The 26,892-nt window shown below is 60.8% G+C and carries 23 protein-coding genes and 15 pseudogenes; 19 read left to right on the top strand and 19 right to left on the bottom strand.

Features of this window, described 5'->3' with window-relative positions; translation table 11 throughout:
• Nucleotides 1-204 precede the first annotated feature (204 nt).
• Nucleotides 205-339, bottom strand: coding sequence for a hypothetical protein (locus AC0V7N_RS36040; protein WP_496628262.1), 135 nt, complete (start codon nt 337-339; stop codon nt 205-207).
• Between AC0V7N_RS36040 and AC0V7N_RS36035 the strand changes: the two are divergent.
• Nucleotides 304-680, top strand: a pseudogene (locus tag AC0V7N_RS36035) (family 20 glycosylhydrolase); the annotation flags it as partial. The gene AC0V7N_RS36040 and the pseudogene AC0V7N_RS36035 overlap by 36 nt on opposite strands.
• Here the strand turns inward: AC0V7N_RS36035 and AC0V7N_RS36030 are convergent.
• Nucleotides 664-1,917, bottom strand: a complete 1,254-nt coding sequence (locus AC0V7N_RS36030; protein ID WP_496628261.1) for an ROK family protein — start codon at nt 1,915-1,917, stop codon at nt 664-666. The pseudogene AC0V7N_RS36035 and the gene AC0V7N_RS36030 sit on opposite strands and share 17 nt — an antisense overlap.
• A 173-nt stretch (nt 1,918-2,090) precedes the next feature.
• On the opposite strand from AC0V7N_RS36030, the gene AC0V7N_RS36025 reads away from it, so the two are divergent.
• The 3 genes from AC0V7N_RS36025 to AC0V7N_RS36015 all read left to right on the top strand — a co-directional run bounded on the left by AC0V7N_RS36025 (nt 2,091) and on the right by AC0V7N_RS36015 (nt 3,690).
• Nucleotides 2,091-2,342: a hypothetical protein gene (locus tag AC0V7N_RS36025; protein WP_496628260.1), complete on the top strand. Its 252-nt coding sequence runs from the start codon at nt 2,091-2,093 to the stop codon at nt 2,340-2,342.
• Between the two features lie 244 nt (nt 2,343-2,586).
• Complete coding sequence (locus tag AC0V7N_RS36020; protein WP_496628259.1) at nt 2,587-2,883, top strand: ATP-binding protein; 297 nt, start codon at nt 2,587-2,589, stop codon at nt 2,881-2,883.
• A 246-nt stretch (nt 2,884-3,129) separates the two neighbouring features.
• On the top strand, nt 3,130-3,690 hold the full coding sequence (locus AC0V7N_RS36015) for a TniQ family protein (protein WP_496628258.1): 561 nt from the start codon (nt 3,130-3,132) through the stop codon (nt 3,688-3,690).
• On the opposite strand, the gene AC0V7N_RS36010 is transcribed toward AC0V7N_RS36015, so the two are convergent.
• The 4 genes and pseudogenes from AC0V7N_RS36010 to AC0V7N_RS35995 form a co-directional block, all read right to left on the bottom strand.
• Entirely contained in the window at nt 3,590-4,501 is a 912-nt protein-coding gene (locus AC0V7N_RS36010; protein WP_496628257.1) for a LysR substrate-binding domain-containing protein, read from the bottom strand. The two genes, AC0V7N_RS36015 and AC0V7N_RS36010, sit on opposite strands and share 101 nt — an antisense overlap.
• 8 nt (nt 4,502-4,509) lie before the next feature.
• On the bottom strand, nt 4,510-4,896 hold the full coding sequence (locus AC0V7N_RS36005; protein ID WP_496628256.1) for a beta/alpha barrel domain-containing protein: 387 nt from the start codon (nt 4,894-4,896) through the stop codon (nt 4,510-4,512).
• 25 nt (nt 4,897-4,921) lie between these two features.
• Nucleotides 4,922-5,079: pseudogene (locus tag AC0V7N_RS36000) on the bottom strand (ferredoxin reductase); the annotation flags it as partial.
• A 129-nt stretch (nt 5,080-5,208) separates the two neighbouring features.
• A pseudogene (locus AC0V7N_RS35995) lies at nt 5,209-5,416 on the bottom strand (fatty acid desaturase); the annotation flags it as partial.
• A 239-nt stretch (nt 5,417-5,655) separates the two neighbouring features.
• On the opposite strand from AC0V7N_RS35995, the gene AC0V7N_RS35990 reads away from it, so the two are divergent.
• Nucleotides 5,656-6,687 carry a substrate-binding domain-containing protein gene (locus AC0V7N_RS35990; protein WP_496628255.1) on the top strand — a complete coding sequence of 344 codons (1,032 nt, stop codon included), beginning with the start codon at nt 5,656-5,658 and terminating at the stop codon, nt 6,685-6,687.
• A gap of 84 nt (nt 6,688-6,771) precedes the next feature.
• On the opposite strand, the pseudogene AC0V7N_RS35985 reads toward AC0V7N_RS35990, so the two are convergent.
• Nucleotides 6,772-6,950: pseudogene (locus AC0V7N_RS35985) on the bottom strand (IS5/IS1182 family transposase); the annotation flags it as partial.
• 37 nt (nt 6,951-6,987) lie between these two features.
• Here AC0V7N_RS35985 and AC0V7N_RS35980 point away from each other — a divergent pair.
• From AC0V7N_RS35980 to AC0V7N_RS35965, 4 genes are all read left to right on the top strand, one after another.
• Complete coding sequence (locus tag AC0V7N_RS35980; protein WP_496628254.1) at nt 6,988-7,434, top strand: transposase; 447 nt, start codon at nt 6,988-6,990, stop codon at nt 7,432-7,434.
• Nucleotides 7,431-8,342 (top strand): IS3 family transposase, encoded by a 912-nt coding sequence (locus tag AC0V7N_RS35975; protein ID WP_496628253.1) that lies wholly within the window; start codon nt 7,431-7,433, stop codon nt 8,340-8,342. Before AC0V7N_RS35980 ends, AC0V7N_RS35975 begins: the two co-directional genes overlap by 4 nt.
• A gap of 45 nt (nt 8,343-8,387) precedes the next feature.
• Entirely contained in the window at nt 8,388-8,906 is a 519-nt protein-coding gene (locus AC0V7N_RS35970) for a signal peptidase II (protein ID WP_258580838.1), read from the top strand.
• 303 nt (nt 8,907-9,209) lie between these two features.
• Nucleotides 9,210-9,929: a class I SAM-dependent methyltransferase gene (locus AC0V7N_RS35965; protein WP_496628252.1), complete on the top strand. Its 720-nt coding sequence runs from the start codon at nt 9,210-9,212 to the stop codon at nt 9,927-9,929.
• A 58-nt stretch (nt 9,930-9,987) separates the two neighbouring features.
• Here AC0V7N_RS35965 and AC0V7N_RS35960 read toward each other — a convergent pair whose 3' ends face one another.
• Complete coding sequence (locus tag AC0V7N_RS35960; RefSeq protein WP_496628234.1) at nt 9,988-10,977, bottom strand: IS5 family transposase; 990 nt, start codon at nt 10,975-10,977, stop codon at nt 9,988-9,990.
• Nucleotides 10,978-11,121: 144 nt separating this feature from the next.
• On the opposite strand from AC0V7N_RS35960, the gene AC0V7N_RS35955 reads away from it, so the two are divergent.
• The 3 genes and pseudogenes from AC0V7N_RS35955 to AC0V7N_RS35945 all read left to right on the top strand — a co-directional run bounded on the left by AC0V7N_RS35955 (nt 11,122) and on the right by AC0V7N_RS35945 (nt 13,563).
• On the top strand, nt 11,122-11,256 hold the full coding sequence (locus tag AC0V7N_RS35955; RefSeq protein ID WP_496628251.1) for a hypothetical protein: 135 nt from the start codon (nt 11,122-11,124) through the stop codon (nt 11,254-11,256).
• Nucleotides 11,257-11,593: 337 nt separating this feature from the next.
• Nucleotides 11,594-12,754, top strand: coding sequence for a redoxin family protein (locus AC0V7N_RS35950; protein ID WP_496628250.1), 1,161 nt, complete (start codon nt 11,594-11,596; stop codon nt 12,752-12,754).
• Nucleotides 12,755-12,858: 104 nt separating this feature from the next.
• Nucleotides 12,859-13,563, top strand: a pseudogene (locus AC0V7N_RS35945) (IS6 family transposase).
• 53 nt (nt 13,564-13,616) lie between these two features.
• Here the strand turns inward: AC0V7N_RS35945 and AC0V7N_RS35940 are convergent.
• Nucleotides 13,617-14,177, bottom strand: a pseudogene (locus AC0V7N_RS35940) (transposase); the annotation flags it as partial.
• 107 nt (nt 14,178-14,284) lie between these two features.
• On the opposite strand from AC0V7N_RS35940, the gene AC0V7N_RS35935 reads away from it, so the two are divergent.
• Nucleotides 14,285-15,625 (top strand): IS1380 family transposase, encoded by a 1,341-nt coding sequence (locus AC0V7N_RS35935; protein WP_496628249.1) that lies wholly within the window; start codon nt 14,285-14,287, stop codon nt 15,623-15,625.
• Nucleotides 15,626-15,798: 173 nt separating this feature from the next.
• Here AC0V7N_RS35935 and AC0V7N_RS35930 read toward each other — a convergent pair.
• The 3 genes and pseudogenes from AC0V7N_RS35930 to AC0V7N_RS35920 form a co-directional block, all read right to left on the bottom strand.
• Nucleotides 15,799-16,125: pseudogene (locus AC0V7N_RS35930) on the bottom strand (helix-turn-helix domain-containing protein); the annotation flags it as partial.
• 211 nt (nt 16,126-16,336) lie between these two features.
• Nucleotides 16,337-17,221 (bottom strand): aldose epimerase family protein, encoded by an 885-nt coding sequence (locus tag AC0V7N_RS35925; protein WP_496628248.1) that lies wholly within the window; start codon nt 17,219-17,221, stop codon nt 16,337-16,339.
• A gap of 345 nt (nt 17,222-17,566) precedes the next feature.
• On the bottom strand, nt 17,567-17,845 hold the full coding sequence (locus AC0V7N_RS35920; RefSeq protein ID WP_258581105.1) for a LexA family protein: 279 nt from the start codon (nt 17,843-17,845) through the stop codon (nt 17,567-17,569).
• Between the two features lie 43 nt (nt 17,846-17,888).
• Between AC0V7N_RS35920 and AC0V7N_RS35915 the strand changes: the two are divergent.
• Nucleotides 17,889-18,302, top strand: a pseudogene (locus tag AC0V7N_RS35915) (helix-turn-helix domain-containing protein); the annotation flags it as partial.
• 173 nt (nt 18,303-18,475) lie between these two features.
• Here AC0V7N_RS35915 and cysQ read toward each other — a convergent pair.
• A pseudogene (gene cysQ, locus AC0V7N_RS35910) lies at nt 18,476-19,153 on the bottom strand (3'(2'),5'-bisphosphate nucleotidase CysQ); the annotation flags it as partial.
• A gap of 67 nt (nt 19,154-19,220) precedes the next feature.
• On the opposite strand from cysQ, the pseudogene AC0V7N_RS35905 reads away from it, so the two are divergent.
• Nucleotides 19,221-19,724: pseudogene (locus tag AC0V7N_RS35905) on the top strand (IS6 family transposase); the annotation flags it as partial.
• A 306-nt stretch (nt 19,725-20,030) separates the two neighbouring features.
• Here the strand turns inward: AC0V7N_RS35905 and AC0V7N_RS35900 are convergent.
• A complete protein-coding gene (locus AC0V7N_RS35900) occupies nt 20,031-20,597 on the bottom strand; it encodes a transposase (protein ID WP_496628247.1) in 567 nt (188 codons plus the stop codon).
• 289 nt (nt 20,598-20,886) lie between these two features.
• On the opposite strand from AC0V7N_RS35900, the pseudogene AC0V7N_RS35895 reads away from it, so the two are divergent.
• Nucleotides 20,887-22,145: pseudogene (locus AC0V7N_RS35895) on the top strand (IS256 family transposase).
• A gap of 62 nt (nt 22,146-22,207) precedes the next feature.
• Here the strand turns inward: AC0V7N_RS35895 and AC0V7N_RS35890 are convergent.
• Nucleotides 22,208-22,663 (bottom strand): IS110 family transposase, encoded by a 456-nt coding sequence (locus AC0V7N_RS35890; protein WP_496628246.1) that lies wholly within the window; start codon nt 22,661-22,663, stop codon nt 22,208-22,210.
• A gap of 251 nt (nt 22,664-22,914) precedes the next feature.
• On the opposite strand from AC0V7N_RS35890, the pseudogene AC0V7N_RS35885 reads away from it, so the two are divergent.
• A pseudogene (locus AC0V7N_RS35885) lies at nt 22,915-23,112 on the top strand (DDE-type integrase/transposase/recombinase); the annotation flags it as partial.
• Between the two features lie 336 nt (nt 23,113-23,448).
• Here AC0V7N_RS35885 and AC0V7N_RS35880 read toward each other — a convergent pair.
• Both AC0V7N_RS35880 and AC0V7N_RS35875 read right to left on the bottom strand, forming a co-directional pair.
• Nucleotides 23,449-23,733 carry an ATP dependent DNA ligase gene (locus AC0V7N_RS35880; protein WP_496628245.1) on the bottom strand — a complete coding sequence of 95 codons (285 nt, stop codon included), beginning with the start codon at nt 23,731-23,733 and terminating at the stop codon, nt 23,449-23,451.
• Between the two features lie 60 nt (nt 23,734-23,793).
• Nucleotides 23,794-24,018 carry an ATP-dependent DNA ligase gene (locus AC0V7N_RS35875; protein ID WP_496628244.1) on the bottom strand — a complete coding sequence of 75 codons (225 nt, stop codon included), beginning with the start codon at nt 24,016-24,018 and terminating at the stop codon, nt 23,794-23,796.
• A gap of 109 nt (nt 24,019-24,127) precedes the next feature.
• Here AC0V7N_RS35875 and AC0V7N_RS35870 point away from each other — a divergent pair, with 109 nt between their 5' ends.
• A complete protein-coding gene (locus tag AC0V7N_RS35870) occupies nt 24,128-24,901 on the top strand; it encodes a trypsin-like serine protease (protein WP_496628243.1) in 774 nt (257 codons plus the stop codon).
• A gap of 373 nt (nt 24,902-25,274) precedes the next feature.
• Here the strand turns inward: AC0V7N_RS35870 and AC0V7N_RS35865 are convergent.
• Nucleotides 25,275-25,520: pseudogene (locus tag AC0V7N_RS35865) on the bottom strand (DDE-type integrase/transposase/recombinase); the annotation flags it as partial.
• 89 nt (nt 25,521-25,609) lie between these two features.
• Between AC0V7N_RS35865 and AC0V7N_RS35860 the strand changes: the two are divergent.
• A pseudogene (locus AC0V7N_RS35860) lies at nt 25,610-25,765 on the top strand (helix-turn-helix domain-containing protein); the annotation flags it as partial.
• 250 nt (nt 25,766-26,015) lie between these two features.
• Here AC0V7N_RS35860 and AC0V7N_RS35855 read toward each other — a convergent pair.
• A pseudogene (locus tag AC0V7N_RS35855) lies at nt 26,016-26,813 on the bottom strand (IS1634 family transposase); the annotation flags it as partial.
• Nucleotides 26,814-26,892: the final 79 nt, after the last annotated feature.

The raw sequence follows: 26,892 nt of genomic DNA, 5'->3' as shown, positions 1-26,892 counted from the left end.
GCCGTCCTCTCCGCTGTGTGACCTTTATGGATCACAACTCTGGCACACTGCGATGCCGTCTGGGGAGGGCGGCAACCACCCCATCTTGTCCCGACCCCGATCAGCGGCGCCACTACAGCGGCGGCGGGTAGAAGGCGAACAGGGTGAAGCGGACTTTGCCCCGACGAACGCCCAGCATGCGCCGGTGGCGAGCGCACAGTCGGCCTACGTTCCCGTCCATGTCGCGTCGAGGATGCTCCAGCGCAGCAGCGGCGGTACGATCCAGCCCAGCAACGCCACCGTGACCACGGTGATGATCGAATTGAACGGCGTGCCGAAAAGCCCGTCATCGACAAGCACAAAAGCTACCTCTGCGGCTGGCGAACGGTCGAAGCTTCAGCGGCACTTGCGGGCGAGGGCTACGCGATGGTGGTGTGCCCCGGCCAGGTCTATTATCTCGACATGGCCAACAGCCCGGCCTGGTCGGAACCGGGTGCGGCCTGGGCCGGCTGGTCCGATCCGGAAAAGCTGGACGGCTTCGATCCTGTCGAGGGCTGGTGCAGTGCTGTATCTGGTCGGAGCCGATGACCGATCGCGCCGTCTTCGACCGGCTGGTGTTTCCCCGCATCTCGGCGCTCGCGGAAACCGGCTGGACGCAGCCGGAGCAAAAATCCTGGGAGCGGTTCAAGGCGCCGGGCTGATGCCGGTGCTCTGCGGGGCGACGTAGAGACTCAGCCGGAATGCGGTTTTTTGCAGAACGTCGAATTGCGGGTTGGTTTCGGAGAAGATCGGCAGTGCTGCGGCGCCCAGAACCGAAGTGTCCTTGCCGGCGGCGCCGACAAGGACCCGCGGCACGGTGCGGGCGCTGGTCGAGCTGACCGAGAGGTACAAGGGGTCGAGCCGGCTCGCCAGAAGCTCGATGACGCCGACCGGCATGAAGCCGCCGAGGACCACGGTTTCGGGATCGAGCGCGAGTTCGAGCATGTTGATCGCCTGGCGCAGCGGATCGATTGCCTGGGCGACCCATGCTTCCAGACTGTCGCCATTGGCCAGCAACGCTTCCAGCAATTCCGGCGAGGCATGATCGGGATCGGGGATATCCAGGCACTCATAGGCGGCGCGCAACGAGACGTAGCGCTCAAGACAGCCGCGCTTGCCGCAGCCGCATTCGAGGCCGCCGGGCCTGACGATCATGTGGCCGATCTCGCCGGCATTGTGGCGGCTGCCCTTGTAGAGATGGCCGTCCAGGAACAAGCCGGCGCCAAGGCCGGTGCCGATGAACAGATAGACGAAGCTGCCGAGGTTGCGGGCAACGCCGTAGAGCCGCTCGCCGATGGCCGCTGCGGTGGCGTCGTTCTCGACCGTCACTGGAATGCCGGTCAACCGCTGCAATTCTTCGGCGATAGGGAAATCCTGCCAGCCGGGCAGCGCGGTCGGCCCCACCGAGGTCATGCCCTCGACGTCGAACGGGCCGGGCATCGCCATGCCGATGCCAAGCAGGCGGTTGCGGTCGAAACGAAACTTGCGCATCAGGTCGCCGGCTATCGCGGCCAGCAAGGGCATCGCCTGCGCCGGCGTCGGCCGATCGACCGGGCGCTCGATGCGGGCGCGAACCGTGCCCGAGAGATCTGTGATGACGCCGACCGCCAGCTGATGGTCGAACTGCAGGCCGATCGAATAGCCACCGTCGGGATTGATCGAATAGGGCACCGCCGGCTGGCCGCGGGCGCCCTTCAGCGTGGCCTGCGCGCGAAGCAGCTGTTCGCGCTCGAGTTCCTCGACAATGTTGGAGATGGTCTGCGTGCTTAGCGCCGTCAGGCGCGCGATCGCCGCCCGCGACAATGCGCCGTTGGTCCTGATCGCTTCGATCACCACGCGGCGATTGTGGGACTTGGCCTGTTCGAGATTGGTGCCAGCGATGGCTTTCCTGAGGGTCATGAGCACCTTACCAACGAACTTTCCAAAGAAAACAAATCAAGTTGATTTAATTATAGGCAATAGTAGCTACCACTTCTAGTCGGTTTCGCTAATGTATCAGCGTTGGTGCATGGGTCCGGACTTGAGCGGATGTCGATCTTTGAAGCGGCAGACTATGCCGTGGCCGCCTTGCGGTGGCGATCGCCAGCGCGACCTTCCTGCACATGAGCCGGGAACGCGACCATGCCGCGTGCGACGCCTTCGCGGCGATGCCGCCGGCGGACTCCGACCCCGCTCTGCTGCAGGCGACGGCCGAGCGGGTTTCGGCGGCCTTCAATGCCGACATCTCCGTCTTCGGCCCGCAAGGGGGGCTGGTTGCAGAGATCGGCCGGCCGATCAAGTTCGGATCCCCGCGTAGGATCCTCCCCGGCGGGCATTACCTGTGATCAGCCGGCAGTTGGACGGAAGTGTGATCGCGGCGCGGCTGAGAATGCCGCTCGGCCAGGCTGGCTTTCTCGCGCTGATCGCCGCGGTGATAGGGCTTGCCGCCTTTCCAGTCGTGCGTCATCTCACACGCCGCCTTGAAGCAATGCGCCAGGGCGTCGATCGCTGGGGCGCAGGCGCTCTCGACAAGCGCGTCGCCGTGCGCGGCAGCGACGAGGTGGCGGCGGTGGCACGGTTAGCGCGCATGTGGGGATCGAAGGCGGCTCGGTGGTGCTCAAGGTGTGCGATCACGGGCCGGGCCCGCCGGAAGGAACCGGTGAGCGCGTCTTCGAGCCCTTCTTCCGGCCACAGGGCCGCAGCGAGACGGCCGGCGGCTGGGGCCTCGGCCTGTCGCTGGTGCGCAAGATCGCCTTGCGTCACGGCGCAACCGTGCACCACGAATCGCCATCCGACGGCGGCGCCTGCTTTGTCGTCACGTTTCCGGCATATCTTGATACGGCGGGCGCATATCCTTGTGAAAGCAGGGCGGAAGGAGAGGTATGATTAACGCACGAATTCCCGACGGGTACTGGTTCCGCGAAAAGATCAGCAGGCGCGGAGGGCAGCGAACCTCGAAGGAGGACGGATTTCATGAACGATCCGGCCGTTCGTCAGCGGGAGCAGGCCTTGGCGAGGCTGACGGCGGCTGAATAACGCTGGTCGCTCCGCCGTTCCCAGCACGTCGCGAACAAGCTGTCGAAGCTCACATGGGCAGTAATAGGACGTGAGGAACCAAAGGGAAAACGTACAATGATCACCTCACCAAAAGGCCTCTCGAAGCCCTCGACGAAAACTCTGCTCGGCCGCCAGACAGGCGTTTCGCGGGAAACAATCTTGGCGGTGGCAATGGCTGGTCGGGCTCTGCCACCGCTCTTGCTGCCGCTGCGCGAAAGGGCGAAGCGCAACCGTTCGACCTGGATTCAGTATTCCCCTTTTTGCCTCGCCGACGACGAGGCTCTGTATTTTCGTCGGCAGTGGCGACTGGCATCGCGTCTTTTCTGCTTCGTGCACGGTTGCGGCCTTCGGGATCGATGTCCCGCCTGCCGCGGCGGGATTGCCGCCTTCGATCAGACGGAGCTGATCCCGCAGCATTTCTGCCCCGCGCTGCTACCTCAATTTCCTTACGGCTCAATCAATGTGACACAAACGTTCGCACCCATGCACCAACGCCGCAAAGCGCCGCTTGATCAACCCAGTCACCCAAATTCCGTCATAGCTCTGGCCGAGATGCCTCCTGCATCATTATCTCTCGCATCCAGATGCTTGCCGGATCGCTATTGTGGAGAGCCGGCCACTGGGCGGCTTCGGTGAAACCGGGAAGCGGCAGCGGAAGTTCGACAACCTGAAGGGGAAACGTGTTTTCGAAATGCCTGACCAGCCGGAGGGGCACGGTCGCTATACGAGCTGTGCCGGACACCATGGGCGGGATCATGCTGAAGCTCTGCACGACGACTTCGACACGTCTTTTAAGACCATGCTCAAGCAAGAACCCTTCCTCGATGGAGGGCTTCAGCAAACGTCCGAACCTGACGCAGACGTGCCTCATCGACATGTATCTCTCGAATGTAAGCTGCCGTGGCAGCTGCTTGTTCATGGCGCAGCCCACGCATACGAGCCTCTCGTCGAACAGCGCCACTCTTGGATGCGCGTTCGACATGAACACATCCGGAGTGATCAAAAAATCGACCTCACCACGCCGGAGGACCTCATCGGGGCTGCCGTCGAGAGGCATCAATTCGAAGCTGACGGCGGGGGCTTCCCGGGCAACACGCTCCACGACCGTTTCAAAAAACACGAGCGCGGCGAAATCGGAAATAATGATCCTGAAGCGGCGATCGGATCGAGCAGGGTCAAACGGATCCGACGACATAATCGAGGACTGGATGTTTAGGAGAGTCTCGCGGACTGCGGGGCCAAGTGCTGCTGCACGTGATGTCAGAATACGTTCTCGGCCGCTTATGCTGAACAGTTCATCGCCGAAAAAATCGCGCAGCCGGGCGACAGCCGCACTCATGGCCGGCTGACTGAGGTTGATGCGGCGTGCCGCCGTCGAGAGATTGCGCTCGGCCAGCAGGGCGTCGAGCACGACGAGAAGGTTCAGATCAAGCCCTTTGAAACGCATGTCTGCGGCTATCCATCCGTCCAGGTGGCCCGCGATGGGATCAACCCGACATGGCCGATCACCGGAATGGCCTCGTCGGAGAGCCGCTTCACGGTCGCTAGACTGGCGCTGCAATAGACGGCGTCGGCGCTCGCCTTGTAGAGCGCGAAAGCCCAGCGCACAAAATCGTCCGCCGTGCCGACCTCGAAGAAATTGACGCCCGGCACCGCAAACAGGCTCGGCGCAACCTCGCGGAAATGCGGAAGAACCATGATCTCAGGCGGCACCGAAACCATGTCGACGCCGGGCTTCTCGGAAGCCTCCAACTCGTCCAGCGTCTCCACGCGGATCATCGTGAACTGATACTTGCCTTTCAAGGCGCGGATATGCGCTACCGTGGGTCTCTTCCTGCTCATCGGCTGCACCTCCCATTTTGCGCGATCATGACGCCAGCAACGTCTTGAGTTTCACGTCGGGCGACATCAGTTCCGAGGGTCCGGCCGCGCCCGCCTCGCGATCAGCATGTCGGCCAGGCGAATGTCGCGGGCCACGGCGTTGCCGGGACCGATGCCGCTCGCCAAAAGCAGATGTCTGTCCGCGGCCGGCGCCGCAGGCCTCGATCCAATCCGTCACTTTCATCTCCGTGGATCTTGTCTGATCGAAGTCGGAGGCGGCGGCGGGCCGCCGCCTCCGTAGCCTTGGGAGGCTGTTGTCCGCGGCAACTTGGTTTCGGCGTGGAACTCTTCGCGATACGGCCGCGCCGTTGGCGGCAGCTCGCGCTTGACGAAGTAGTCCTCGCGCAACTGGCGCAGGAAGGTCGGGATCATTTCGCCGGTTGCCGGTGAGCGACGGCGACGGCTGGTCGTGCTTGACCAAACCGTTCAGCTTCAGCAGCGCGTGGTACGGCACCATCGGGAACCTGTGGTGCTTGATATGCTCGACGGCGCGCTGCGCGTAGCGCCCTATCAGACTGATGTCGCGTTTCGTCTGCCTATAGTCGTCGGCTGCGGCAGTTGCGCTCATCACGATCTTCCTTTTTCCTTTTTCAGGCTAGGACCAAGGCTGACAAACCGTCATGCAACAGAACTACCATATTCAATCATTTACCTCAACAGCGCTTGCAATTTTTCTATCATCTACTATCATTCCTTCGAAACCCTCAAAGGAGGCTAGCCTTGGCCAAGCGACCAACGGTTTCGGATTTGGCTCGGGCATCCGGGGTCAGCGTGGCGACGGTCGACAGGGTTTTGAACAGCCGCCTTCCGGTGCGCGAGGAGACGGCGCAGCGGGTCTACGAGGCGGCGACCGTCATCGGCTACCATGCCGCGCCCCTGATCAAGCAGCGGATCCGCCAGGATCTCCCGGAATACCGGCTGGGCTTTCTTCTGCAGAAGCCCGAGCAGCATTTCTATCAGGAGTTCGCGCGCGAGTTGGAGGCCGCGACGACCCATGCGTCGCGGTTCCGCGGCGTTGCGGTCATTGATTTCTGGTCGAGCCAGGCTCCCGAGGACATCGTCGTCCATCTGGAGAAACTGGCAGCGAAAACGAACGCCGTCGCGTTGGTCAGCCCCGATCATCCAACGGTCACGGTCGCCGTGGAGAGCTTGAAGGCCCGCGGTATTCCGGTGTTTTCGCTCCTGTCCGATTGCGCCTCCGGCGTACGGGAGGGCTATGTGGGCCTCGACAACCGCAAGGTAGGACGCACCGCCGCGTGGATGATCGCGAAGTGCGCTAGGCGGCCCGGCAAGGTCGCGGTGTTTGTCGGCAGCCACCGCTTTCACGGCCAAGAGTTGCGCGAGATCGGCGTGCGCGCCTACTTCCGGGAACACGCACCGGACTTCATAGTACTTGAGACGCTGGTCAATCTCGAGACGGCCGATTTGACCCACGATGCAATGCTCGGCCTGCTCGAGAGGAATCCCGATCTCGTCGGGTGCTACATAGCCGGGGGCGGCATGGAGGGAGCTATCACGGCGGTGAGAATGGCCATGCCTGCCCAGCCTCCGGTCATGATCTGCAACGAGATAACGCCTGAGTCGCGCGCTGCACTCGCCAACAACATCCTCACCATGGTGCTCGCAACGCCGCTGGCGCGGCTGGGCAGCGATCTCGTCGATCTCATGGCGCATACCATCAAGGACGGCGCCGCCAACGCGCCGGGACAGACCTTCCTGCCCTTCGACATCTACCTGCCGGAGAATATCTAGGCGTCTCTGCGATAAAATCTATCATAGATGGGCGTTGGTGCATGGGTCCGGACTTGAGCGGATGTCGATCTTTGAAGCGGCAAACTATGCCGTGGCGGCCTTGCGGCGGGCGGATTTCGGGCGTGCGCAGGCAAGCATGGGTTGAGGACGGCGCAGCCGATGGCGACTTCGGTCTGCTGAACGGGAAGCGACCGTGCCGGCAAACGCCGCCCGATGGTGGACTTGTATCGCCCTATGGCGGTCTCGACCAGTGGAGTGCACCCTTCGACTGAGACAAATAAATAGCGGACAGTTTCTGGATTGCAGGGACTGGAAATGGTTGGAAGAAAGCCGAGATTTAGCGAAGAAGAGAAACTCTCCATGCTCCTACGGATGCAAAGCGGGGAGAACGTCAGCCGGCTGGCTGATGAACTGGGTATTCACCGCCAACGCTTATATGCCTGGCGTGAACAGTTGCGGGTGTGTGGCAATCTAACGCCGAGCCGACAGGGGCGTCCAAAGAAGCGGCCTCCCGAGGCACCACCAGATCGGCAAGCCTTGGCGGCAGTTTTTGCACTGTCGGCTGAACAGCGTCGTGCCGATGGGTTGACAAAAGCCCGTCGCCGCATTGTCGAACTTGAACGCAAGATTGGGCAGCAACAGGTTGAACTTGATTTTTTTCAAGAAGCCTTGCGGCATGTCAGGGGCAGTCAACAGCAGAAAGACGCACCTGGCGGTGCAGCGTCTTCGAAGTCATTCAAAAAATGACAGCCCATGTGCCGCAAGGCTCTCCAGGAATTGAACAGATGTGCCGTCTCGCCGGTGTCAGCAGGGCTGGATACTATCGGCACTGGCGACAGTCGGCGCCGCGTCAGGAAGAAACTGGTCTGCGAGATGTTATTCAAAGGCTGGCCTTGGCCAACCGGCACTATGGCTATCGCCGGATCGGCGCCCTTCTTGGCCGCGAGGGTTGGCAGGTAAACCACAAACGTGTGTTGCGGGTAATGGGGGAGGATAATCTCTTATGTTTGCGCACTCGGCCATTTGTGCCGCGCACTACGGATTCCCGGCACAGCTGGCGGGTGGTGCCGAACCTTGCCAGAGGCATGGAACTGACAGGCGTCAACCAGCTTTGGGTCGCCGACATCACGTATTTGCACCTTGCCGAGCAGTTCGCCTATCTGGCGGTTGTGCTCGATGCATTCAGTCGCAAGGTCATCGGATGGGCGCTCGAACTCCACTTGCGGGCCAGCCTTGCTGTCGATGCCCTAAAAATGGCGATCTCCGCACGTGTTCCGGTTCCCGGCAGTTTGATCCATCATTCGGACAGAGGAGCCCAAGGCGCTTGCACCAGCTATTCTGATATGCTCCATGGGCATGGGATCCAGCCGAGCATGAGCCGGGTGGGGAACCCTTATGATAACGCACGCGCGGAAAGCTTCATGAAAACCTTGAAGCAGGAAGAAGTCGCAGGATTGGCTTATCGCGATGCACCCGATGCCCGGCGACGTATCGCGAGCTTCATTGAAGATGTCTACAATCGGCAACGGCTGCATTCAGCACTCGACTATCTCACCCCGGAAGAATACGAAAAGACCTTATCGACACCATCGGAAAATGCCGCATTTGAACTCACGAGCATGGAATTGTCTCGCAATTTCCCTGTCTCACAATAGGGGTGCATGTCATAGGCGTCCGCTTATAACCTGAGAGCAGAAAGTTTGAGAAAAGAAAGCAAGCGAGATGCCGCGGGGCGGTTCCATCCAGCCGCGACTGCGGCGGCAATCGTCTCCGTCGCAGCGTTGATGCTCGACTTGGGGACAAAGATGTGGGTACGCGCGTCACTTCCATCTCCCGACGGGCTCGACCCATTACCGTTTTTGGCGCTGCGCCCGCGGTACAGCGAGGGCACGACGTTCGGCCTGCTGTCAGGTGGCACCACATTAGGTCTGACGGTTTTGGTGACGGTAACCGTGCTGGCTATCCTTGGTCTTTGGTGGTGGGTCGCGCGTGCCCAAGGGCCACAGGTCATTGTTGGCGCTGGTCTCATGGCAGCCGGTGCGCTCGGTAATCTCGTCGATCAGCTGACCATAGGGATGGTGACGGATTTTATAGGTCTGCACGTAGGCGGCTGGTATTTCGTCATCTTCAATCTGGCCGACATTTGGCTGGTTCTTGGTTCGATTCTGGTGTTCTTTGGCTCACGGGAGAGACGCAACGAGGGTCCCGGGGAAGCATAGAATTTCGGTTCGATTTGCACTTGAAGTACCTTCAAGTTTTGATCGCTTCCCGAGTTGGACTATAGAGCGCCTGTTGCAGTCGTCGAGCGCGACGGTTACCCATCGCTGACGCCGCCTGGCGGTCTCTGTGCTTGCCGAATTGGGGAACGAATCTGCAATCAGACCGCGTGACAGGCGTGTGAAAGAATTGCGTCGAACTGCGGAAAATTACTCGGCTGCCTCGTTCTCACCTGCAACATTCGCCGAATCTTAAGCGTCGTCTGCGAGCACCTCTGGAAAGCGTCCTCAGTTGGAGCCGTTCCATTGTCTGATCGTCAAGGTCGAAAGCTAGGCTCGAACAGCCTCGAAGACCGTTCGTTTGGTCGTTTTGGCAGGGCCTGGTCCTATATCCGTGAGCGGGGTCTGTTCGAGCCGATCAGGCTCGTTCACCGGCATGGGATCGGCGCAAGCGCTGGCTTTGTCCTGCGAAATGTCCGTTATATCGTTGCCGACCGCCTCGCGCGAAAATGGGATCGCCAGCACGGTGTCGATACGGCCGGCTCGGTCCAGCTCGCTGCGTTGGATGTCATCGGCCCGCATCGCAGCAAGGGCAACGAAGCCGTATGCACATCGCCCAGAACCTTTCATTTCATCATGAAGTCGCTGCCCAGCGACCTCCAGGGCCATACATTCGTAGACATCGGCTCTGGAAAATCGCGAACGCTGTTGCTGGCGTCGCGATATCCGTTTGCAGCGATCATCGGGGTGGAGTTCGCGCGCGAGCTGGTCGAAATCGCCAGAGGCAACATCGCTCGCTTCAGGGATCCGTCACGGAAATGCCGGGCGCTCAGTGTTGTCGAGGCGGATGCGGCGGCTTACGAATTTCCCGAAGCGCCGCTGGTGGTTTATTTCTACAATCCTTTTTCCAAGGACGTTTTCGACATCGTGCTGAAAAATCTCGTGTCGTCGCTCGAACGGCGCCCGCGAAACTGTTTCATCGTCTACGGAAGCTCAAGCCACCGCGCCATCGATTGGAGAGCATGAGATCGGCGTTGGTGCATGGGTCCGGACTTGAGCGGATGTCGATCTTTGAAGCGGCAGACTATGCCGTGGCCGCCTTGCGGCGGGCGGATTTCGGGCGTGCGCAGGCAAGCATGCGGTTGAGGACGGCGCAGCCGATGGCGACTTCGGTCTGCTGAACGGGAAGTGACCGTGCCCGCAAACGCCGCCCGATGGTGGACTTGTATCGCCCTATGGCGGTCTCGACCAGCGAGCGTTTGCGATAACCGTTGGAGACCTGCCATTTCATCCGGCCGTCTCTGCCGATTGCGGCGATATGCTGGTCCCTTTGGCCGGCAGGTCTATCGTCGAATGGTTCGACCGCGTTGACGCGAGGCGGAATGACGATTGCGGCGGCAGCGCTATGATCGATGACTGCGTCGTAAGTCGGTTTTCCGTCATAGGCGCCGTCAGCAGTAAACTGTCCGATCGGACCGCCAATCTGGTCGAGTAGTGGCTCAACTTGAGAGACATCGCCAGTGTCCTGATCAGTCAGGGTATGGGCAATGATCTCGCCGCTGTCGGCATCCAGGGCCAGATGCAGCTTGCGCCAACTGCGACGGGATCTGGCGCCGTGCTTCTCCTCCAGCCACTGACCCGCGCCGTAGAGCTGCAGGCCGGTGCTGTCGACAAGAACATGCACTGGTCCCTCCGGCGCAACCTGGCGATCATGACGTTTGTTGGGCGATTGCCATTTCCGCGCCCGACGGCTCAGGGTGGTATGATCGGGGACAGCGAGCGCCAGCCCCATCAGTTGCAGCACCGATTCCAGCAAGCCTTCTGCCTGGCGCAGCCGCAGGCCAAACACAAGGCCCAGCGTCAAGGTGGTCTCGATCGCCAGATCAGAATAGCGGTGCTGGCCGCCACGTGTCTTGCGTCTTGGCGCTTGCCACCTGGACAGGGCTTCCGGCGTCACCCACAGGGTCAAACTGCCGCGATGACGAAGTCCTGCCTCATATTCTGGCCAGTTCGTCACCCTGAACTTCATCTTCTCAATATGATGGCGGCGGCTGGTATTGTGTTTGAAAGGCATGGCTACGCTACAAAGGCTATTGCGGTTACCGCTTGCCTAAACCCACACCAATAAACGATCCGTGCACCAACGCCGAGCCAGACAGCACGGGCCACGATTTCGATCGGATAGCGGTGGTTCTTGTAGGTCGGTGCACTCACGGTCATGGGCGCGCTGCTACCTCAATTTCCTTACCCCTCAATCAATGTGACAGCACCCCCGGTCGAGCTTGAACGTCTCGTCGATGATGTTCTGGCGTGCGGCGAACTCAACGCCCAGGCGCTTGGCATCGATGCATGACACGACGTGATGCGGCGGTGTCGCACGGGTTCTCACGGTTTGGCGCTTCGGGACTGTGCGGATGGGCCACGCTTTTCTGGGCGGCGCGAAGCGCGTGATGCGTGTCCAAAGCCTGACAGCGGCGGACAAAATGTCAGGTTCAGAACAAACATTGGCAAAAATGTCAGGTCATTACGACCGGCCATGTGGGCACTGTGGAGGTTTTTCGAAGCAAACAGGCGCTTACCGCGCGCTGGGCCCGCTGGCATAGCCTTTGCGACATGATGACTACACGCAATGGGGCGAGACGAGGATGCTCTCTCCCCTGAACCCGTGTGACGTCTCTGAGAGGAAACCAATGCAGAAATCTACGGAAATAGCTTTGGACCGCAACGTGGTATTGCAGATGGAGTCCCCGGCCCCTTCGATTCAAGTGGAAACCTGGCTGCGTGGCGAGCCCCTCACCAGCTTCGAGCCCGGCAAAGTGTACATCGTCGAATTTTGCGCAACGTGGTGCCCGCCATGTGTGGACGCGATGCCCCATCTAATGCAGCTGCAGGAGAAATACAGGGACAGCGGCGTTGAGATCGTCGGAGTCGCGGCTTCTGAACGCGCTCCAACGGCCGATGAGGCCCGAAGCAATTTGGACGCGTGGTTGACCGAAAAGTTCCCGAATCTGAACTATCGGATGGCGTTCGACTCCACAGGCGAAATGAAAAAGCTTTGGATGGAGCCCAGCTTTTCTTTCGGGATTCCCACCTCGTTCGTGGTCGACCGAGACGGCCACATCGCCTTTATCGGTGGTCCGACGGAACTCGATGAGGTCTTGCCGAAGGTGCTTAACGGCAGCTGGCGCACCAGCGATCAGGCGAAAGCCGTTGCGACCAAGCGGATCGCGGAAGGCGAAACCGAAGCGCGCGAAACAGCGCTGATCAAGCCCATATACGACAAACTTCGGCCGGCAATCGAGGCCGAGGATTGGACGGCGGCGCTCTCGGCGATCGAAGAGGGCATCACCTTGTTGCCCGACGACCTCAATTTCCGCCAGTCTCAGGTGACTCTGTTGCTTCACAAAATGCGCGACATGGAGGCCGGCCTGCCCGTCATGCGCCAATTCGTTCGCGATGCGATCAATAGAAACTCCGACCATTGGATGATTGAGGCGCTAGATCAACTCTTCACGCCGGGCTTTGATTATTCCGGCTTTCCGTCTGCTGAGCGCTTCGCGATGGGCGAAGAGCTGTCCAAACACATCGTGGCACTGCCACAAGGCGACGGCTATAAGTTCGTGTCTTATCCGGTGGTCGCTCAGTACTATCATGAGAGCGGCAACAAAGCTCGCGCGATCGAGTTGGTCGAGCAGGCACTGAAAGCGCTGGAGGGTCCGGAGCCTATCTCGAACGAACTGAAACAGCACCTTCTACCGAAGTTGCTGCAGGCTCTGGCCAACTACAAGGGTGAGAAGGTTTGTCACGGCGCTCTCTGTGTGGCTTCGCAAAAGGACTCTCCCAAAAGGTGAAAGGGGCGGCCAAGGGGCAAACCTAAGAGGGGCGTGTCGAAATGCCTTAGTGGGGTGCTGTCACATTGATTGAGGGGTAAGGAAATTGAAGTAGCAGCGCGCCCATGACCGTGAGTGCACCGACCTACAAGAACCACCGCTATCCGATCGAAATCGTGGCCCGTGCTGTCTGGCTCTAATTCCGTTTCAATCTGAGCTTGCGCGATGTCGAGGAAATGCTGCTCGATCGCGGGATCGTCGTTTCCTACGAGACCATCCGCCGATGGTGCCGAAAGCACGGCCCTGATTATGCGCGCCGCATACGCCGCAAGGCACCAACGAAAGACGATGTCTGGCATCTGGATGAAGTCGTGGTGCGCATCAACGGTCAGAAATGCTGGTTGTGGAGAGCGGTTGATCAGGACGGATATGTGCTCGACGAGATTGTCCAGACGCGTCGCAACACCAAGGCCGCCAGGCGCCTGCTGACGCGACTTTTGAAGAAGCAGGGTCTGCCGCCAAAGCGTATGATCACAGACAAACTGCGCTCCTACGGGGCGGCCAAACGCCAGCTCATGCCGAACGTGGAACACCGCTCGCATAAAGGCTTGAACAACCGGGCGGAGAATTCTCACCTGCCGTTCCGAAAACGGGAACGAACGCGACAGGGTTTCCGGTCGGTCGGCTCATTGCAGCATTTCGTGTCGATCTTCTCCGCCGTCCGAAATCTCTTCGTCCCATCCCAGACCAACCGCTCCGCAGCACAAATTCGAACCCATCGACGCCAGGCAATGGCCGCGTGGCAGGCCGTGAGTGCACGGCCTGCCTGAAAAGCGCGGTATCGGCCTCACGCGGCCACATTTCAAACAACGTGACAACGCCCGCCTTCCCAATGTCCGGGGACAGCCCGATCGGCAATTTCGGCCGGACGGTCGCTTATCATAACGGCGTCTCCAATGAAGGACTTGTTGCGCACTCGGGACCGCTCGCGCGGTACGCGTAGCGCTCTGCCTGAACGCAGACATGCGGTCAGTTCTCGGCGCAATGCTCCGCGTCCTTGAATGTACAAGGACTGATAGATCGCCTCGTGGCTGATCCGCATGGTTTGATCCTCTGGGTAATCGATCTGAAGCCGATGAGCGATCTGCTCGGGGCTCCAGGCTGTCGACCACCGCCGGCTCTGCCGGTGAACAGCCCTTCGCTTTTTCCATACCACCTTGGGGCCCTCGAATGGGGCGCCATGCGTGTTGGTGACTTTGCCGGCCAAGCGCTCCTCCACATATTCACGCAGAGCCGGATTGACCGCCAGCTTGCCAGGCCGAGGCCGCCGGGACGCACGATCGGCGTGCCATTGGGCGGCACTGGCCCGGTAATCCAGATTGCCGCTGCGCGTCGCGGCATTGCGCCTGACCTCCCGCGAGATTGTGCTCGGCGACCGACCTAGCCCGGAAAATTCATGGCAGGTTGGCGGATGTGGAGCAAACCGTTGAAATGACGTAGGATTTGGTTGCTAAGGCCGATCCGAATCATTTCCCGGAGACCACACCCGCCATGAATGATCTTACCCTGCCGCTGAGCGGTTTGTCATCAGTGGGCGGCAAGTCCGTCGTCGCCCGTTTCGACGGCGGCATGTTGTCCTCCAACTGTAGCGTTCTGGTGCTGGCCGAGGTGGAAAAACGACTGCGGGTGGCCGACCGTCTGGCGCGTTGCATCGATGATCCGCGCTGCCCGGACCAGGTCGTCCACAGCCTGGCGGACATGATCGGCTTTCGCATGAAGATGATCGCCGCCGGCTATGAGGATGGCAATGACGCCAACCGGCTGCGCTCCGATCCGGTCTTCAAGATGGCCCAGGATGCGCCCCCTTCGGGTCGGGATCTGGCCTCCCAGTCGACGCTGTGCCGGCTGGAGAACCTGCCCGGCGTGCGGGAGCTGGTCGCGATGGGGCGGGCGATGGTCGACCTCTATTGCGCTTCCTTCCGGCAGGTGCCGAAGCGGATCGTGCTCGACATCGACGATACTTTTGATGCCGTACATGGCGGCCAGCAATTGCGCTTGTTCAACGCGCATTACGACGAATACGGCTTCCAGCCGATCGTTGTGTTCGATGGCGACGGCCGGTTCGTCGGTGCGGTTCTTCGACCGGCCAGGCGGCCGAGCGGGGCTGAGATCTGCCCCCACCTGCGCCGCCTCGTGCGGGCGATCCGGAGCAATTGGCCGAACACACGGATCCTGATCCGGGCCGACAGCCACTACTGCGGTCCGCAGGTCATCGACTGGTGCCGCGCCAACGGTGTAGACTTCATCCTCGGCGTGGCGCCCACCACGACGCTGCGCGAGCATGTCGCGGACCTGGAAGCCCGCACGACGGCGCGCTTTGAAGCGTCGGCGAAATCGAACAAGGTCCGCCGCTTCAAGGAGTTCTTTGACGGCGCCGCCAGTTGGAGCCGCGTGGAGCGCATCATCGCGCGCGTCGAGGTCGGCGCCAAAGGAGCCGACACCCGCTTCATCGTCACCAATCTGGCCAGTGGCAAGGCCAAGGCGCTCTACGAGGACCTCTACTGCCGGCGCGGCGCGGCCGAGAACCACATCAAGTCCTGGAAGACGCATCTTGCCGCCGACCGCACATCCTGCACAAGAGCGACGGCCAACCAGTTCCGGCTCTTCCTGCATGCCGGCGCCTACTGGCTAATGTGGGGCCTGCGCGCTGCGATGCCGAAACGCTCGAGCTTTGCCGTCGCCCAATTCGACACGCTGCGATTGCGCCTCATCAAAATCGCCGCGCGGGTGGTCGAGATGAAAACGCAAATCCGCCTGCACCTGCCGACATCCTGCCCCGACCAGCGTATTCTGCGCATCGTCCTCGACCGCATCCCGCGGCTCGCGACATAAACGCAGGGGCGCAGACGCCCCGAAACGAACCCGCCGACCGCAACCTGCAAACCCCGCCTGCCATCACGACGGATCACCGCCGGCGCCTGACGAGGCTTGTCAAAAAACACCGCAACGGCGGCCAGATCGCCGCTTCAGGCCGCCAAAACCTCATCGCCGTGCATCAAGGCGGCTAGCTTACGCGCAATGGCCCGGATGCCGATCCCCTTGGCAAGCTCAAGCGCAATATCCTCGCGCTCCCGAAAGGAAAGATATCGCCCCGAAGGCGGCTTCGCCCACGGCGCCAAATGCGTTGGCGGCATCCCTCCTGCACTCCGAAACCAGCGCGGACCAAGAGGCGTTGATATACCGGCATCCAGTGCGGCCTCCTCGCTCGAACGTCCCAAGGCAATAGCTTGCCAGAACCGGAAGCGATTCTCACGCTGCCAGGCAGGCGGACGTCCGGGCGAATCTAGCTTCTTTCGAGTGCACCGATCTGAAGCGCGTTGGTGAACCGTCATTGCAACCTCCAATATCTTGGTGTTGCGACGACCGGTTGAATCCGCCGAGTTTGCCGCGATCTCTTCGTTGGAAGGCGACAACAAGATCGATACCGGATCGCCCTTGATGGGATTTCAGCGGATAACAATGGCGAAGTAAGCGCATGGCTGCCGACGAAGCCAAGTTTGATTGGGTACCCCACGAGCGTTGCTTCTCCGGATGGTCCGGGGATCACCATGGCCCCTGCTCCAGTCTGATCCCGTAATTAAGCGACCGCTTCGCCCCCGGTGCGACCAGCATCAGGCCCGGCTTATCGATGAAGTTGCCATCGAAGTCCACAGGGCTTGCTATGCCATGCCAGGGTTCGATGCACAGGAACGGGGCGCCGCCCGGCTTTGACCAGATGCCCAGTTCTGAAAATCCCTGCCATGATACTTCGATCGCCGGACCACGCTCGGCCGCGTAGCGCACGCTGGTGCTTGCGGGACGATCCAGGATGACGGCGTCGTCATCGAACAGCCGTTCGGATAGTGCAAGCGTCCTGCCTTCGATGGGCGTCGGCCGCGGTGCTGCGAGCAGGAGGCCATCGCTAAGGCGAGGAACTGGCGCCGGCTCATCATCGGCAAATGTCAGGTAGTAGGCCTCCTTAGGTAACTCCGACAGCAACGGCCAATTGAACGCCGGGTGCGCGCCGATTGAGGCCGGCAACAGCTCGTCGCCTGTGTTGGTGACCTCGAAGGTCACCCCGAGTTGCTGGCGTTCCAGCGTGTAAGTCACGGCCAGGCGAAACGCGAAGGGGTAGTGCGCGCGGCTGTCGGCGTCGTCGGTAAGAACCAGCGTGCAGGATCGAGGTCCCCTGTCCGCCCACACAAAAGGCTTGTCGCGCGCGAAGCCGTGCTGCTTCATCGTATAGGTCTGGCCGCGGTGACGCAGTTGATCGCCCTTCAGCCGGCCGACAATCGGAAACAGCAACGGAGAATGGCGCCGCCAGGCCGGACCGGCCTGCCAGAGGAACTCAAATCCTTGCGCATCCTGCAGCGACACCAGTTCGGCGCCCTGGCCGACTATAACAGCCGAGATGCCGTCGCCATGAAGGGTTTGACTGTCTTGTGGCACAAATCCTCGCGGGCTGCTGTTGAAGGCCGGTGCTGTGGCAGACTAGCAAAAGCTCTTGGCGACTCAAGGTGTGGCCGGGTTTTGCGAGAACAAATTGTGGCCGGAGGATCTCTCCGGTTACCTCGCTATCGCCGCACAACGGACAGTCGCTGCTCACGCTCGCCAGTGAAATTCAGCAGCAACTGGCAGATGTTGATGAAGTGACGAGCGTCTGTTCCACTCCGACCAATCGGTTGAGTTATTCTCCAGAGTGCGAACTTTGATCAATCGCAGCCGGTGACGTGTCTGCTATGAACAGGAATTGGCGAAATCCGCCTCGTGTACCGTCGCAGTGATTGTGACGGGTTAGTCTACGCCGAGAATGGGCAGGTCCTGTGGCGGGACGAGCAACTGGATGCTGCGAGCGACACCGGGTTGCTTGTCGATCAAGCCGAGTTGGTTGAGGGTCTTGAGCATCTGATGGACTGACGGTGCGGTGACCCTGAAGTAGCGCTGGAAGTCCGCCTCCGCCGGAGCGCGGCGATTGATCTGCGAATAGGCCCAGATGAAGGCGAGGTACTGGCCTTGTTTGGCGGTGAACCGTACTGTCGGCGCCGGCGTCTTTCGGTCAAGCAATTGATTCATTGTAGATTCACCTACGGCTCTTCCACCAAGAAGGGCTTTGGGAATGAACATACGATATCGGGTCGAACTCAGCCAATCCGAACGAGACGAGCTGCGTGCTTTGGTGAGCGGGGGTAAACTGCCGGTGCGGCGGCTCAAGCGGATGCAGATCCTGCTGGCCGCCGACGCCGGGGTCGCCGACGAGGCCATCGCCATCTCGGTGCAGACCAGCGACTCGACCATCTACCGCACCAAGAAGCGCTTTGTGGAGATCAGCCTGGAGGCCGCCCTCAGTGAAGGGCCGCGTCCGGGGGCGGCTCGCAAACTGAGCGGCAAGCAGGAGGTGCAACTGGTGGCGCTGGCCTGTTCTGATCCGCCGCAGGGATGCGCCCGGTGGACTTTGAAGCTTCTGGCCAACGCCCTGGTCGAAGTGATCGAACAGGCACGCCAGTTGGCTCAACGTCGTCGAGATCGAAATCGGCGTTATGCGCCGCCAATGTCTTGATCGCCGCATCGCTAGCCGCGACCTCCTTGAAACAGAGGTCCGGACCTGGGAACGCCGCCGCACCGAAAGTGGCGCCCGCATCCGCTGGATGTTCTCCACACAGCAGGCCCGAGCGAAGATGGCAAAATCCTATCCCACGCCATCTCTCAAAGAGTCATAATCACCGCGACGCGACACTCGTCCTGTTGCCCCAGTTTGCCGTAGCGAAGCGGGCCGCCTTCGAGAAGCGTTGTTCGTCCACCAGCCGCCCGCAGCACGGCATCGCCGGCCGCAGTATCCCATTCCATAGTACGACCGAAGCGCGGATAAAGATCAGCCGCTCCGCTCGCCAAAAGGCAGAACTTCAACGAAGAGCCCACAGAGACGATCTCCGCGCCCGGGAGCCTGGCGATGAATTCGTCGGTCTCGGGCGTGCGGTGGGGGCGGCTCGCGACGATGGTAAGCCGCTTGGCTGCCCTTCGTACGGATATCTTGCGGCGGGCCGCCGGCTGGAAATCCGGCGCAATTGATACCTCGGTCGCTTCGCCCGGACGGCCGGAGTACAACACACCCTTTGCCGGAGCATAAACTACGCCTAATTCCGGAACGCCTTGGCGGACAAGCGCGATATTCACCGTGAAGTCGCTGTTGCGGTTGATGAATTCCTTGGTGCCGTCGAGCGGATCGATCAGCAGGATCGCATCGCCTTCGAGCACCGGCACCACGCCGGCGGCGATTTCCTCTTCCGCCACACAAGTTACGCCGGCCAGCGCCTCGCGCAGCCCTTCAAGGATCACCCGCTCAGCCGCACGGTCCGCCTCGGTCACCGACGAGGCATCCGCCTGGATGTGTCGCAAACTTTTCGGTAACTTGACTGGGGCATGACAGCTCCTCGATTTTCGGGAGCGCTCAATGTTCAAAGGCAGGCACTTCGATCGATCCGTGATCCTTCAGTGCGTGCGGTGGTATCTGGCCTACAATCTGAGCTTGCGTGATCTGGAAGAGATGATGGCCGAGCGAGGCCTGAACGTCGACCACTCCACCGTGCATCGTTGGGTCGTCCACTTCTCGCCCCAGCTTCTGGAGCGTTTCAACAAACGCAAGCGGACCGTCACCGGCAAGTGGCATATGGACGAGACCTATATCAAGGTTCGCGGCCGTTGGATGTACCTTTACCGCGCCATCGACAGCGTCGGCGACACGGTCGAATTCTTCTTCAGCGAACACCGTGATCTTCCGGCGGCCAAACGCTTCCTGCGCAAGGCGCTTGCACACTATGGACGCCCGAACCGCATCGTCGTCGACGGCAGTCAGACCAATCGTGAGGCAATCATTTCCTGCGATACTGAAAGCCGTCTGCGGGAGCGATCACACAAACCACCGATCCATATCCGCAAGAGCCAATACCTCACGGATGTATTTGACAAGGGCCGTTCTGCTCTGATGTCCTGGAAGTGTGCTCTCAGGGCGTTCTGTCCCGGCAGACGGTCGAGACCGCGGCGCGCGCAGCAAAGTCAGGGCTGGCCGGCAGGCCAGCGAGCAGTATGCACGACTTGGCCTTGACGGAGCGAGCACGTCGCTATCGTTCGCCGGCTGCGGGATGGATCGGCGAAGCTGTTTTTGTTATTCTGTCGCGGCTCGGGTGACCGCGTGGCGAAGAACAGGGTCGAGGTTGCAACCCTGTCGCGCAGCCTATGATCGTCGCACCTCATGTGCGGCGCCCTAGCGCCCCTTCGGCGATTGCTGTTTCCATGTAGCGACGAAGCGACGGTAGTCGTCCTCGGCGTTGCCGATCGTCTCGCGCTCGCTCTCGCGTACCGACTTGTTGCTGTAGTCGGCAGCAGATCCCTTTGTCTTGCCGCCGCGAAGAGACGGATAGCCGGCGGTCAATTCCAGCTTTCGGAGCTTCCAATCCAGGAGCGCCGAGCGGCTCCAGATGTAGTTTTCGTCCTTGGTCAGCATGTGCCAGACGATGACCGCCAGCTTGCGCGCAGTCGCGACCGCGGCAACGTGCTTACCTCGCTTGTCGCGGATGCGCATGAAGAAGGCCCGCAGCGGGCCAGGCACGCCGGAAATGACCCACGCCGCCTCGACCAGCATCGACCGCGCGTGGGCTCGGCCTTGTTTGGTGATGCGGCTGTGATAGGCCGGCTTGTCGCCGGACTGCCGGACCCGCGGGTTGAGCCCAAAATAGCTGACAAGCTTTTCCGGTGATGAGAACCGTTCGACATCGCCAATGGCCGCCACGATACTCAGCGCGACCGTGACGTTCACGCCGGTGATCGTCATCAGTCGCTTGCCCGAGGCTCCTGGAGGGCCGTCTGCGCGAGACTCTTGTCTACTTGTGCAAGCTCACCACCAAGGCGATCGAGTTCACCGGCATGGCGAAGGACGACACGGCGCTGATCCTCGGCGAGCGGCTGAGCCTCCAGCCAAGCCCTGCCCCGCTTTGAGAACAGGGTGCCCTTGTAGGGCGGGGTGCCGTCGCAGGAGTGGTTGGAATTGAGAGTTGGCGTAGTCTCCGGGGTGTCAAACCTCGAATCATCTGGCGTTAGAGCGCCGGACAGGAGACTACGCCATGACAAGGACTACCAGGAATGCGGAAGCCGTTCATCCTAGGGATGAGGCGACGAGCTATCTTTTCGACAACTGGTTTGATCCGATTGAAGCTGGCCTGCGCGAGCGGGTGCGCGGCTTCATCGAGACGATGCTCGAGACCGAGCTGGACGCGGTGCTTGCCCGCCCCCGTTATGGCCGCAGCCGGCGGCGCGCAGTGATGAGACCACCGGTGTCGCCGGCCACCGCCACGGCAGCCGGACGCGCACGCTGACGGGGACCTTCGGCACCACCGAGATCACGGTTCCGCGGGCACGCCTCGATGCCGGCGAGGACAAGACGGTGGAAGAGCAAGGCCTTGCGCGCCTATCAGCGGCGCACGATGGCCGCCGACGCGCTGATCGCGTCGAGCTACCTGGCGGGCACGAACACCAGGCGCGTGCGGCTTGCGCTCGCCGCGCTGTTCGGCGGCGCGATCGGCAAGGACGTCGTCAGCCGCACCTGGCGCAAGGTGAAGACGGACTGGGACGCCTGGAATGCCCGCTCTCTGGCCGACGAGCCGATCGTGCGCCTGATCCTCGACGGGACGGTGGTTCGTGTCAGGCTCGACCGCAAAGCGACCTCGATCTCGCTGCTCGTGGTCATCGGTGTGCGCGCGGACGGCCAGAAGATCCTGCTCGCGGTCAAGAATATGGGTGGCGAGACGACGGAGGCCTGGCGGGCCATTCTCGACGATCTCGTCGGGCGCGGCCTGCGCCGACCTGAGTTTCTCATGGTCGATGGCGCACCTGGCTTGGACAGGGCGATCGCCGCGCTGTGGGACGGGTGCCGGTGCAGAGATGCACGGTTCACAAGCACAGGAATCTGCTCGCCCATGCTCCCGAGCGGCTGCACGAGGAGATCAGCGCCGATTACACCGACATGATCTACGCGGCCACGCCGGAGGAGATCGAGAGCCGCCGCAAGGCGTTCGTGCGCAAATGGCGGCTCAAGTGCCGGGCGGTGGCCGACAGCCTGGAGGAGGCCGGCGAGCGTCTCTTCGCCTTCACCCGGCTGCCGCCGAGCCAATGGAAAAGCGCCAGAACAACAAACGCGATTGAGCGTCTGCATGAGGAGTTCAAGCGGCGCATCAAGACCCAGACCGTTCTGCCTTCGGCCGAAACCGCGGCAATGTTGTTCTGGGCGCTGATGGCATCCGGTCAAATCTCGATGCGAAAGATCGACGGCTGGCAGACGCTTCCTACGAAGCCACTCGATCAGCAGATTGACCTCGCCGCATGAGCCGATAATCTTAACCTACCGGAGGCTGCTCCGCCGAATTCCAACACGACCCGCTACGGCACCTAGGGCGGGATCAGGTTGGCGTGCAGAACGGAATGGATTCGGTTTTTGAGACGGGTCATCTGGGAGACGAGCTGCGTTCGTTCGGCCACCACGCGACGACGCGTCTCGGTTTCCTCGTCCGGCATCCAGACTTCAGGCAGAAAGCCACTCGCATGAAGCTTCGCCAGCACTGCCGCGTCGATCTTGTCGGTCTTGACCTTGGCCCAGGCGATGGCCCGGACCAGGATCGGATTGGCTATAACCACGCGGCCCACAAAAGGCGACAATAGTCGCACGATCGCACTTGTATTGCCTGTTGCCTCGATGACGATCTCGTCATCCGGCTTGAGCTTCATGGCGAACTGCAACAGGCGGCTGCGTTCAAGATCGATCCTCCCCGCATCCCGGATTTTGCCTTTCTCCAAGATCGCCATTTGGGCGAATGATCGGTGAACATCAGGGGCAATGATTCTCATTCCCGGCTCCTTTCCAGGGTCAGCAACCATGGGACCCGGCGGGCTACACGACAACTACGGATCCGCGCTCGCAGCGCAACCGGGCAAGTCGAAGGGGGCGGCCAGATAACAACTCGAACTCTCAGTTCATCAGGTACTTCGGCCTGCCCGCCATGCGTGCTCCCGACACCCCAATCCCGGTAGGTGGACGGTAGTCGATCCATCCGTGCAAGAAAATACGGATTGGCGCGTCGCGCCTATTCATGCCTGATAACAACAAGATCGAGCAGGACCATCGGCGAATCAAGCGTCGAGTACGGCCGATGCTCGGCTTCAAATCTCCCGCAACCGCCAGCATTATTCTCTATGGCATCGAAATGGTTCACATGATGCGCAAACGGCAGGCAAGGTATGCCTTCAATCCTAATCCGTCATTGGCCGAGCAGTTCGACATCCTCGCCGCCGCATAAACATTGTCCGCCATCTCTCCTTGCTTCAGTTCAACCAAAATTTGCAACAGAACCCGACATCTCATCCACCCATCATCGCGAGCTGCGAGCAATAGCCATGGAAACATGGCGCCAGATCGCACGCCTTCATGCCGCCTGAACCAAAGGCAGAACTCCAAATCGTGCCTTCGCAGCGTTAAGTTTACGATGCCCTCGTCGCTCCTGATCCCTGCCGGGCGCCATGTGGCGCTGGTTTGACTGGCGGGGTCGCTTAATTCTGCCACTGTGCCCATTACACCGAGGGCCGAGTGACAGCGTCCCACCACCCGGACATCAACGAAGCTTAGAATATCTGCATTACTCGTCGCGCACCTGGGTCAGAGTGGCATTGCGCAAGCCGCCCTCGCCTTTCAGGAAGCGCACATGCCCGACCAGGCCGGGCTTGATCCATTTTGCATTCGGCTTTCTGATGGGTATACCCTTCGGCGCCCGGGCCGACATCTTGGCGACGCGCTCGTATAGACGTTCCCGCATGGCACGGTTCAAGCAGATCACTGCGGCCCCGACATATTTGCGCGAGCCGTCGGCCGCAGCCAGCAGCGCCAGCGGCGCCTCGCCCTGCTCGCGCACGACGCCAAGCACCTCGAGGTCAGCCTCGACGAAGCACTTTGCCTTGAGCCAGGATTTAGACGGGCCACTCTTCTAGCGGCTGTCGGCCCACTTTGAGACCATCCCCTCAAGCCCCATGCTGTCGACGGCACGGAAGAACACCGCGGCGTCCCCCTCAAAGTTTTCACTGAACTGGATCTTGCCCGGCTTGTCCCTCACGAGCTCGGCGAGTTTCGCCCGGCGCTCTAATGGCTGCGACGGCAGATCGCGGCCATCCAGATGCAGGAGATCGAAGGCGACGCATGTTGCTTGCGGCATTCCGACTCACATCCGAGATGAGAGGTTGCCAACTAATGGGTGGGGCAGGCATGAGTGGCGCCAACGGCACACGGCCGGACATATAACGCAAAATAGGACGAGTAAACCGATGCCACTCCTCACCCGTCGTCATGCCCTCTTCGGGATCGCTGCTGCCTTTCTTGGTGCAAAAGACGCCCATGCCGTCATTCTCGGCAGGCCGACCACGTCCAAAGAGTATCCTTGGCACGTCAAACTCAATATTGCCGGAGAGGATGGCTATAGCCCGGCCGGTGGAGGATCGGTGATCGGAGAGCGATGGATCCTCACAGCGGCGCACTGTGTAGCGGGTTTAACAGTCGCCCAGGTCAAGGCCGTTGTACTCGACGGCGTTTCGTTGGATGTAGAGGACATTATTGTTCACGAAAAATATAAGCATGATGAAGAGAAGGAGAAGGAGAAGGAATACCCACCCGAACATGATCTGGCGCTCGTGCGGGTGCACAGTACGCGACCCGCAGCGGTCATTTCCCTTCCTACCCCAGGGACGCACCTTCGTAGTCGCGAGTCCCTTATCGTGATTGGTATCGGAAAAACAGAAGATGGAGAAGAATCAGACCAGCTCCGAGAGGGCAAGGTCCCGTACGTCAGCAACAACACGTGCAGCCGCGAATATGATGGGATCGTTCCTGGGATGATGTGCGCCGGAACCAAAAGCGGCTGGACCGATACTTGCCCAGGGGACGGTGGAGGTTCTCTGATCAAACGCGATAGCCAAGGCAACGCCACCTTGGTTGGAATTACATCGTGGGGGGGGGAAGGGGGACGACGATTGCGGAACGACATACGGTGTGTATACGCGCGTGTCGCATTATTACGAGTGGATCATGAAACATACCAGTGACTGAGGCGGCGAGTCGGGATGCGTGCAGGATGGAAAGTTCACGTTGCCGCGTCTATCTGAACGCGCAGAATCTCCCAACAACCGGAGTTCGGCTTAACAGGTATCCTCACCATGTCCCATGAATGCTGTGCAGGCTAGGAAGTCCCGAGGCACCCGCGCTTGGCTCGTGACCGGCGGCCGGGGGCTCTGATTAGACCCGCCGGAGATCAGGGCGGCGGGCTCTATCCAGCGGCACTGTATGACGCCAAGTCCAAACGCAAAAGCCCGCGCCTCCGGAGAGACGCGGGCCAGTTTCTGTCTTAAAGCTTTCAGCTGAAATTCTGGCGCTGTCACATTGTTTGAAGCGTGGGCGCGCGGAAGCCCACAGCTGTTTTCAGGCAATCTGCAACGCCGCGGCCTTCCATTCTGCCATGGCATTGAGGCGGTGAGTTCGGATCTGCGTGGCGGACCTGTTTGAGCGGGAGGGGACAAAGAGATTGCGTATGGCGGAGAAGATGGAGACGAAATGCTGAAGGGAGCCAATGCTGCGGAAGCCTTGCCGAATTCGCTCCCGCTTTCGAAACGGCAGGTGAGAGTTCTCCGCCCGGTTGTTGAGGCCCTTGTGCGACCGGTGCTCGATATGGGACTGTCAGGAATTCCGTGTGCGGGTAGGCGGTTGAACATTATGCCGCCATGGCTTTGATGAAGCGCTCGCCGAAGATGACGCACTTAAATGGTGCGAGAACGACCGATGCCGAACGTGTCATCGCAGCGATGGAAAGATGTGGCTGGGTCCAGGCGAAGGCGGCACGCCTGCTTGGGCTGACGCCGCGCCAGATTGGTTACGTGCTGAGGAAATACGGCATCGAGATCAAGCGTCTGTGAAAGGACGACTGAGGCGGGCATCGTAAACTTAACGCTGCGAAGGCACGATTTGGAGTTCTGCCTTTGGTTCAGGCGGCATGAATGCGTGTTTCACAAAGTCGCGGCCACGGATTTCAGAAAGTCCTGGCCAGCGAATTCAGTAAGTCGCGGCCAAGCTGGTGACGGATTTTAGATCGATTTTCGTGAGCGCCGATCTGGCACTTTGCCCTCGTCTTTTTGAGCGAGGACATCGATGCCGAGACGGAAGCAAGCGCGTTCGCAGCCGATCGACCACCGGCAACAGGACGGTCACGTCAGCGGTGTTGCCGGGTACCATCTCGGTGCAGATCGGCCGGCCCTCGGCATCAACGACCAGCGCCAGGATCATTTGCGCCAGATCGGGGCGGAAGTCCTTGGAATGCCCGCGCTTGCCCAGCGTCTCGCCGCCCGCGCCGTAGAAGGATAACGAGGTGGTGTCCATGAACACAAGGCTGAGGTCGGTGAACAGGTCCTGCCGGCGCGCGAAGAGCTTTTCCTCGATCGCGTCTTTCACGCAGCGCGCCACCAGCGCGCCTTGCGCCTTTTCGCCGAGTTCCTCGCCCAGCCACGCCATGGCCCGGTAAAAGTGATGGAGCGCCAGACCCTCGGCGCCCTCGATACCATAATCGGCCATCCAGTTCGCGCAGTCGCGGTCCGAGCCCGAGACGAACAGCCGATGCAGCGTGCCAACGAACACCGCCCGTTCCACCGCAAAGCCGAACTGGCGCCCTTCCAGCACCTCTTCCAGCACCTCGCCGATCCCGAGCCGCTCCCACAGCCGCCCGAACAACAGCGGACCGCCGATGCGGCGAGAGGCAATTCGCCCCGCGTCAATGTCGGACAGGATGAGGCTGCGTTCGCCATGGCGCGCAATCGAGGCCGCCAATCTGTCAAGTTCGCCGCTGGCAACCAGCGCATCCTTGCGGCCCAGCGCCTTTATCGTGCGCTGGCGAACGTTTTTGCCGTCGCGGACACTTTCCACGAGGTAAAGATAGCGGTGGCCGCGCGCGACTCTCTCAACGACAAACATGCCAGCGTTGTTAGCGAATAAATGCCATAAAATCCATACAACATGCGGCTAGCAGATCAAATGTTGTTACCACACATTT

It is taken from the genome of Mesorhizobium kamtschaticum (genome assembly GCF_056174585.1).
The sequence above is the reverse complement of the archived record's forward strand: the minus strand, read 5'-3'. Positions and strand labels throughout refer to the sequence as shown.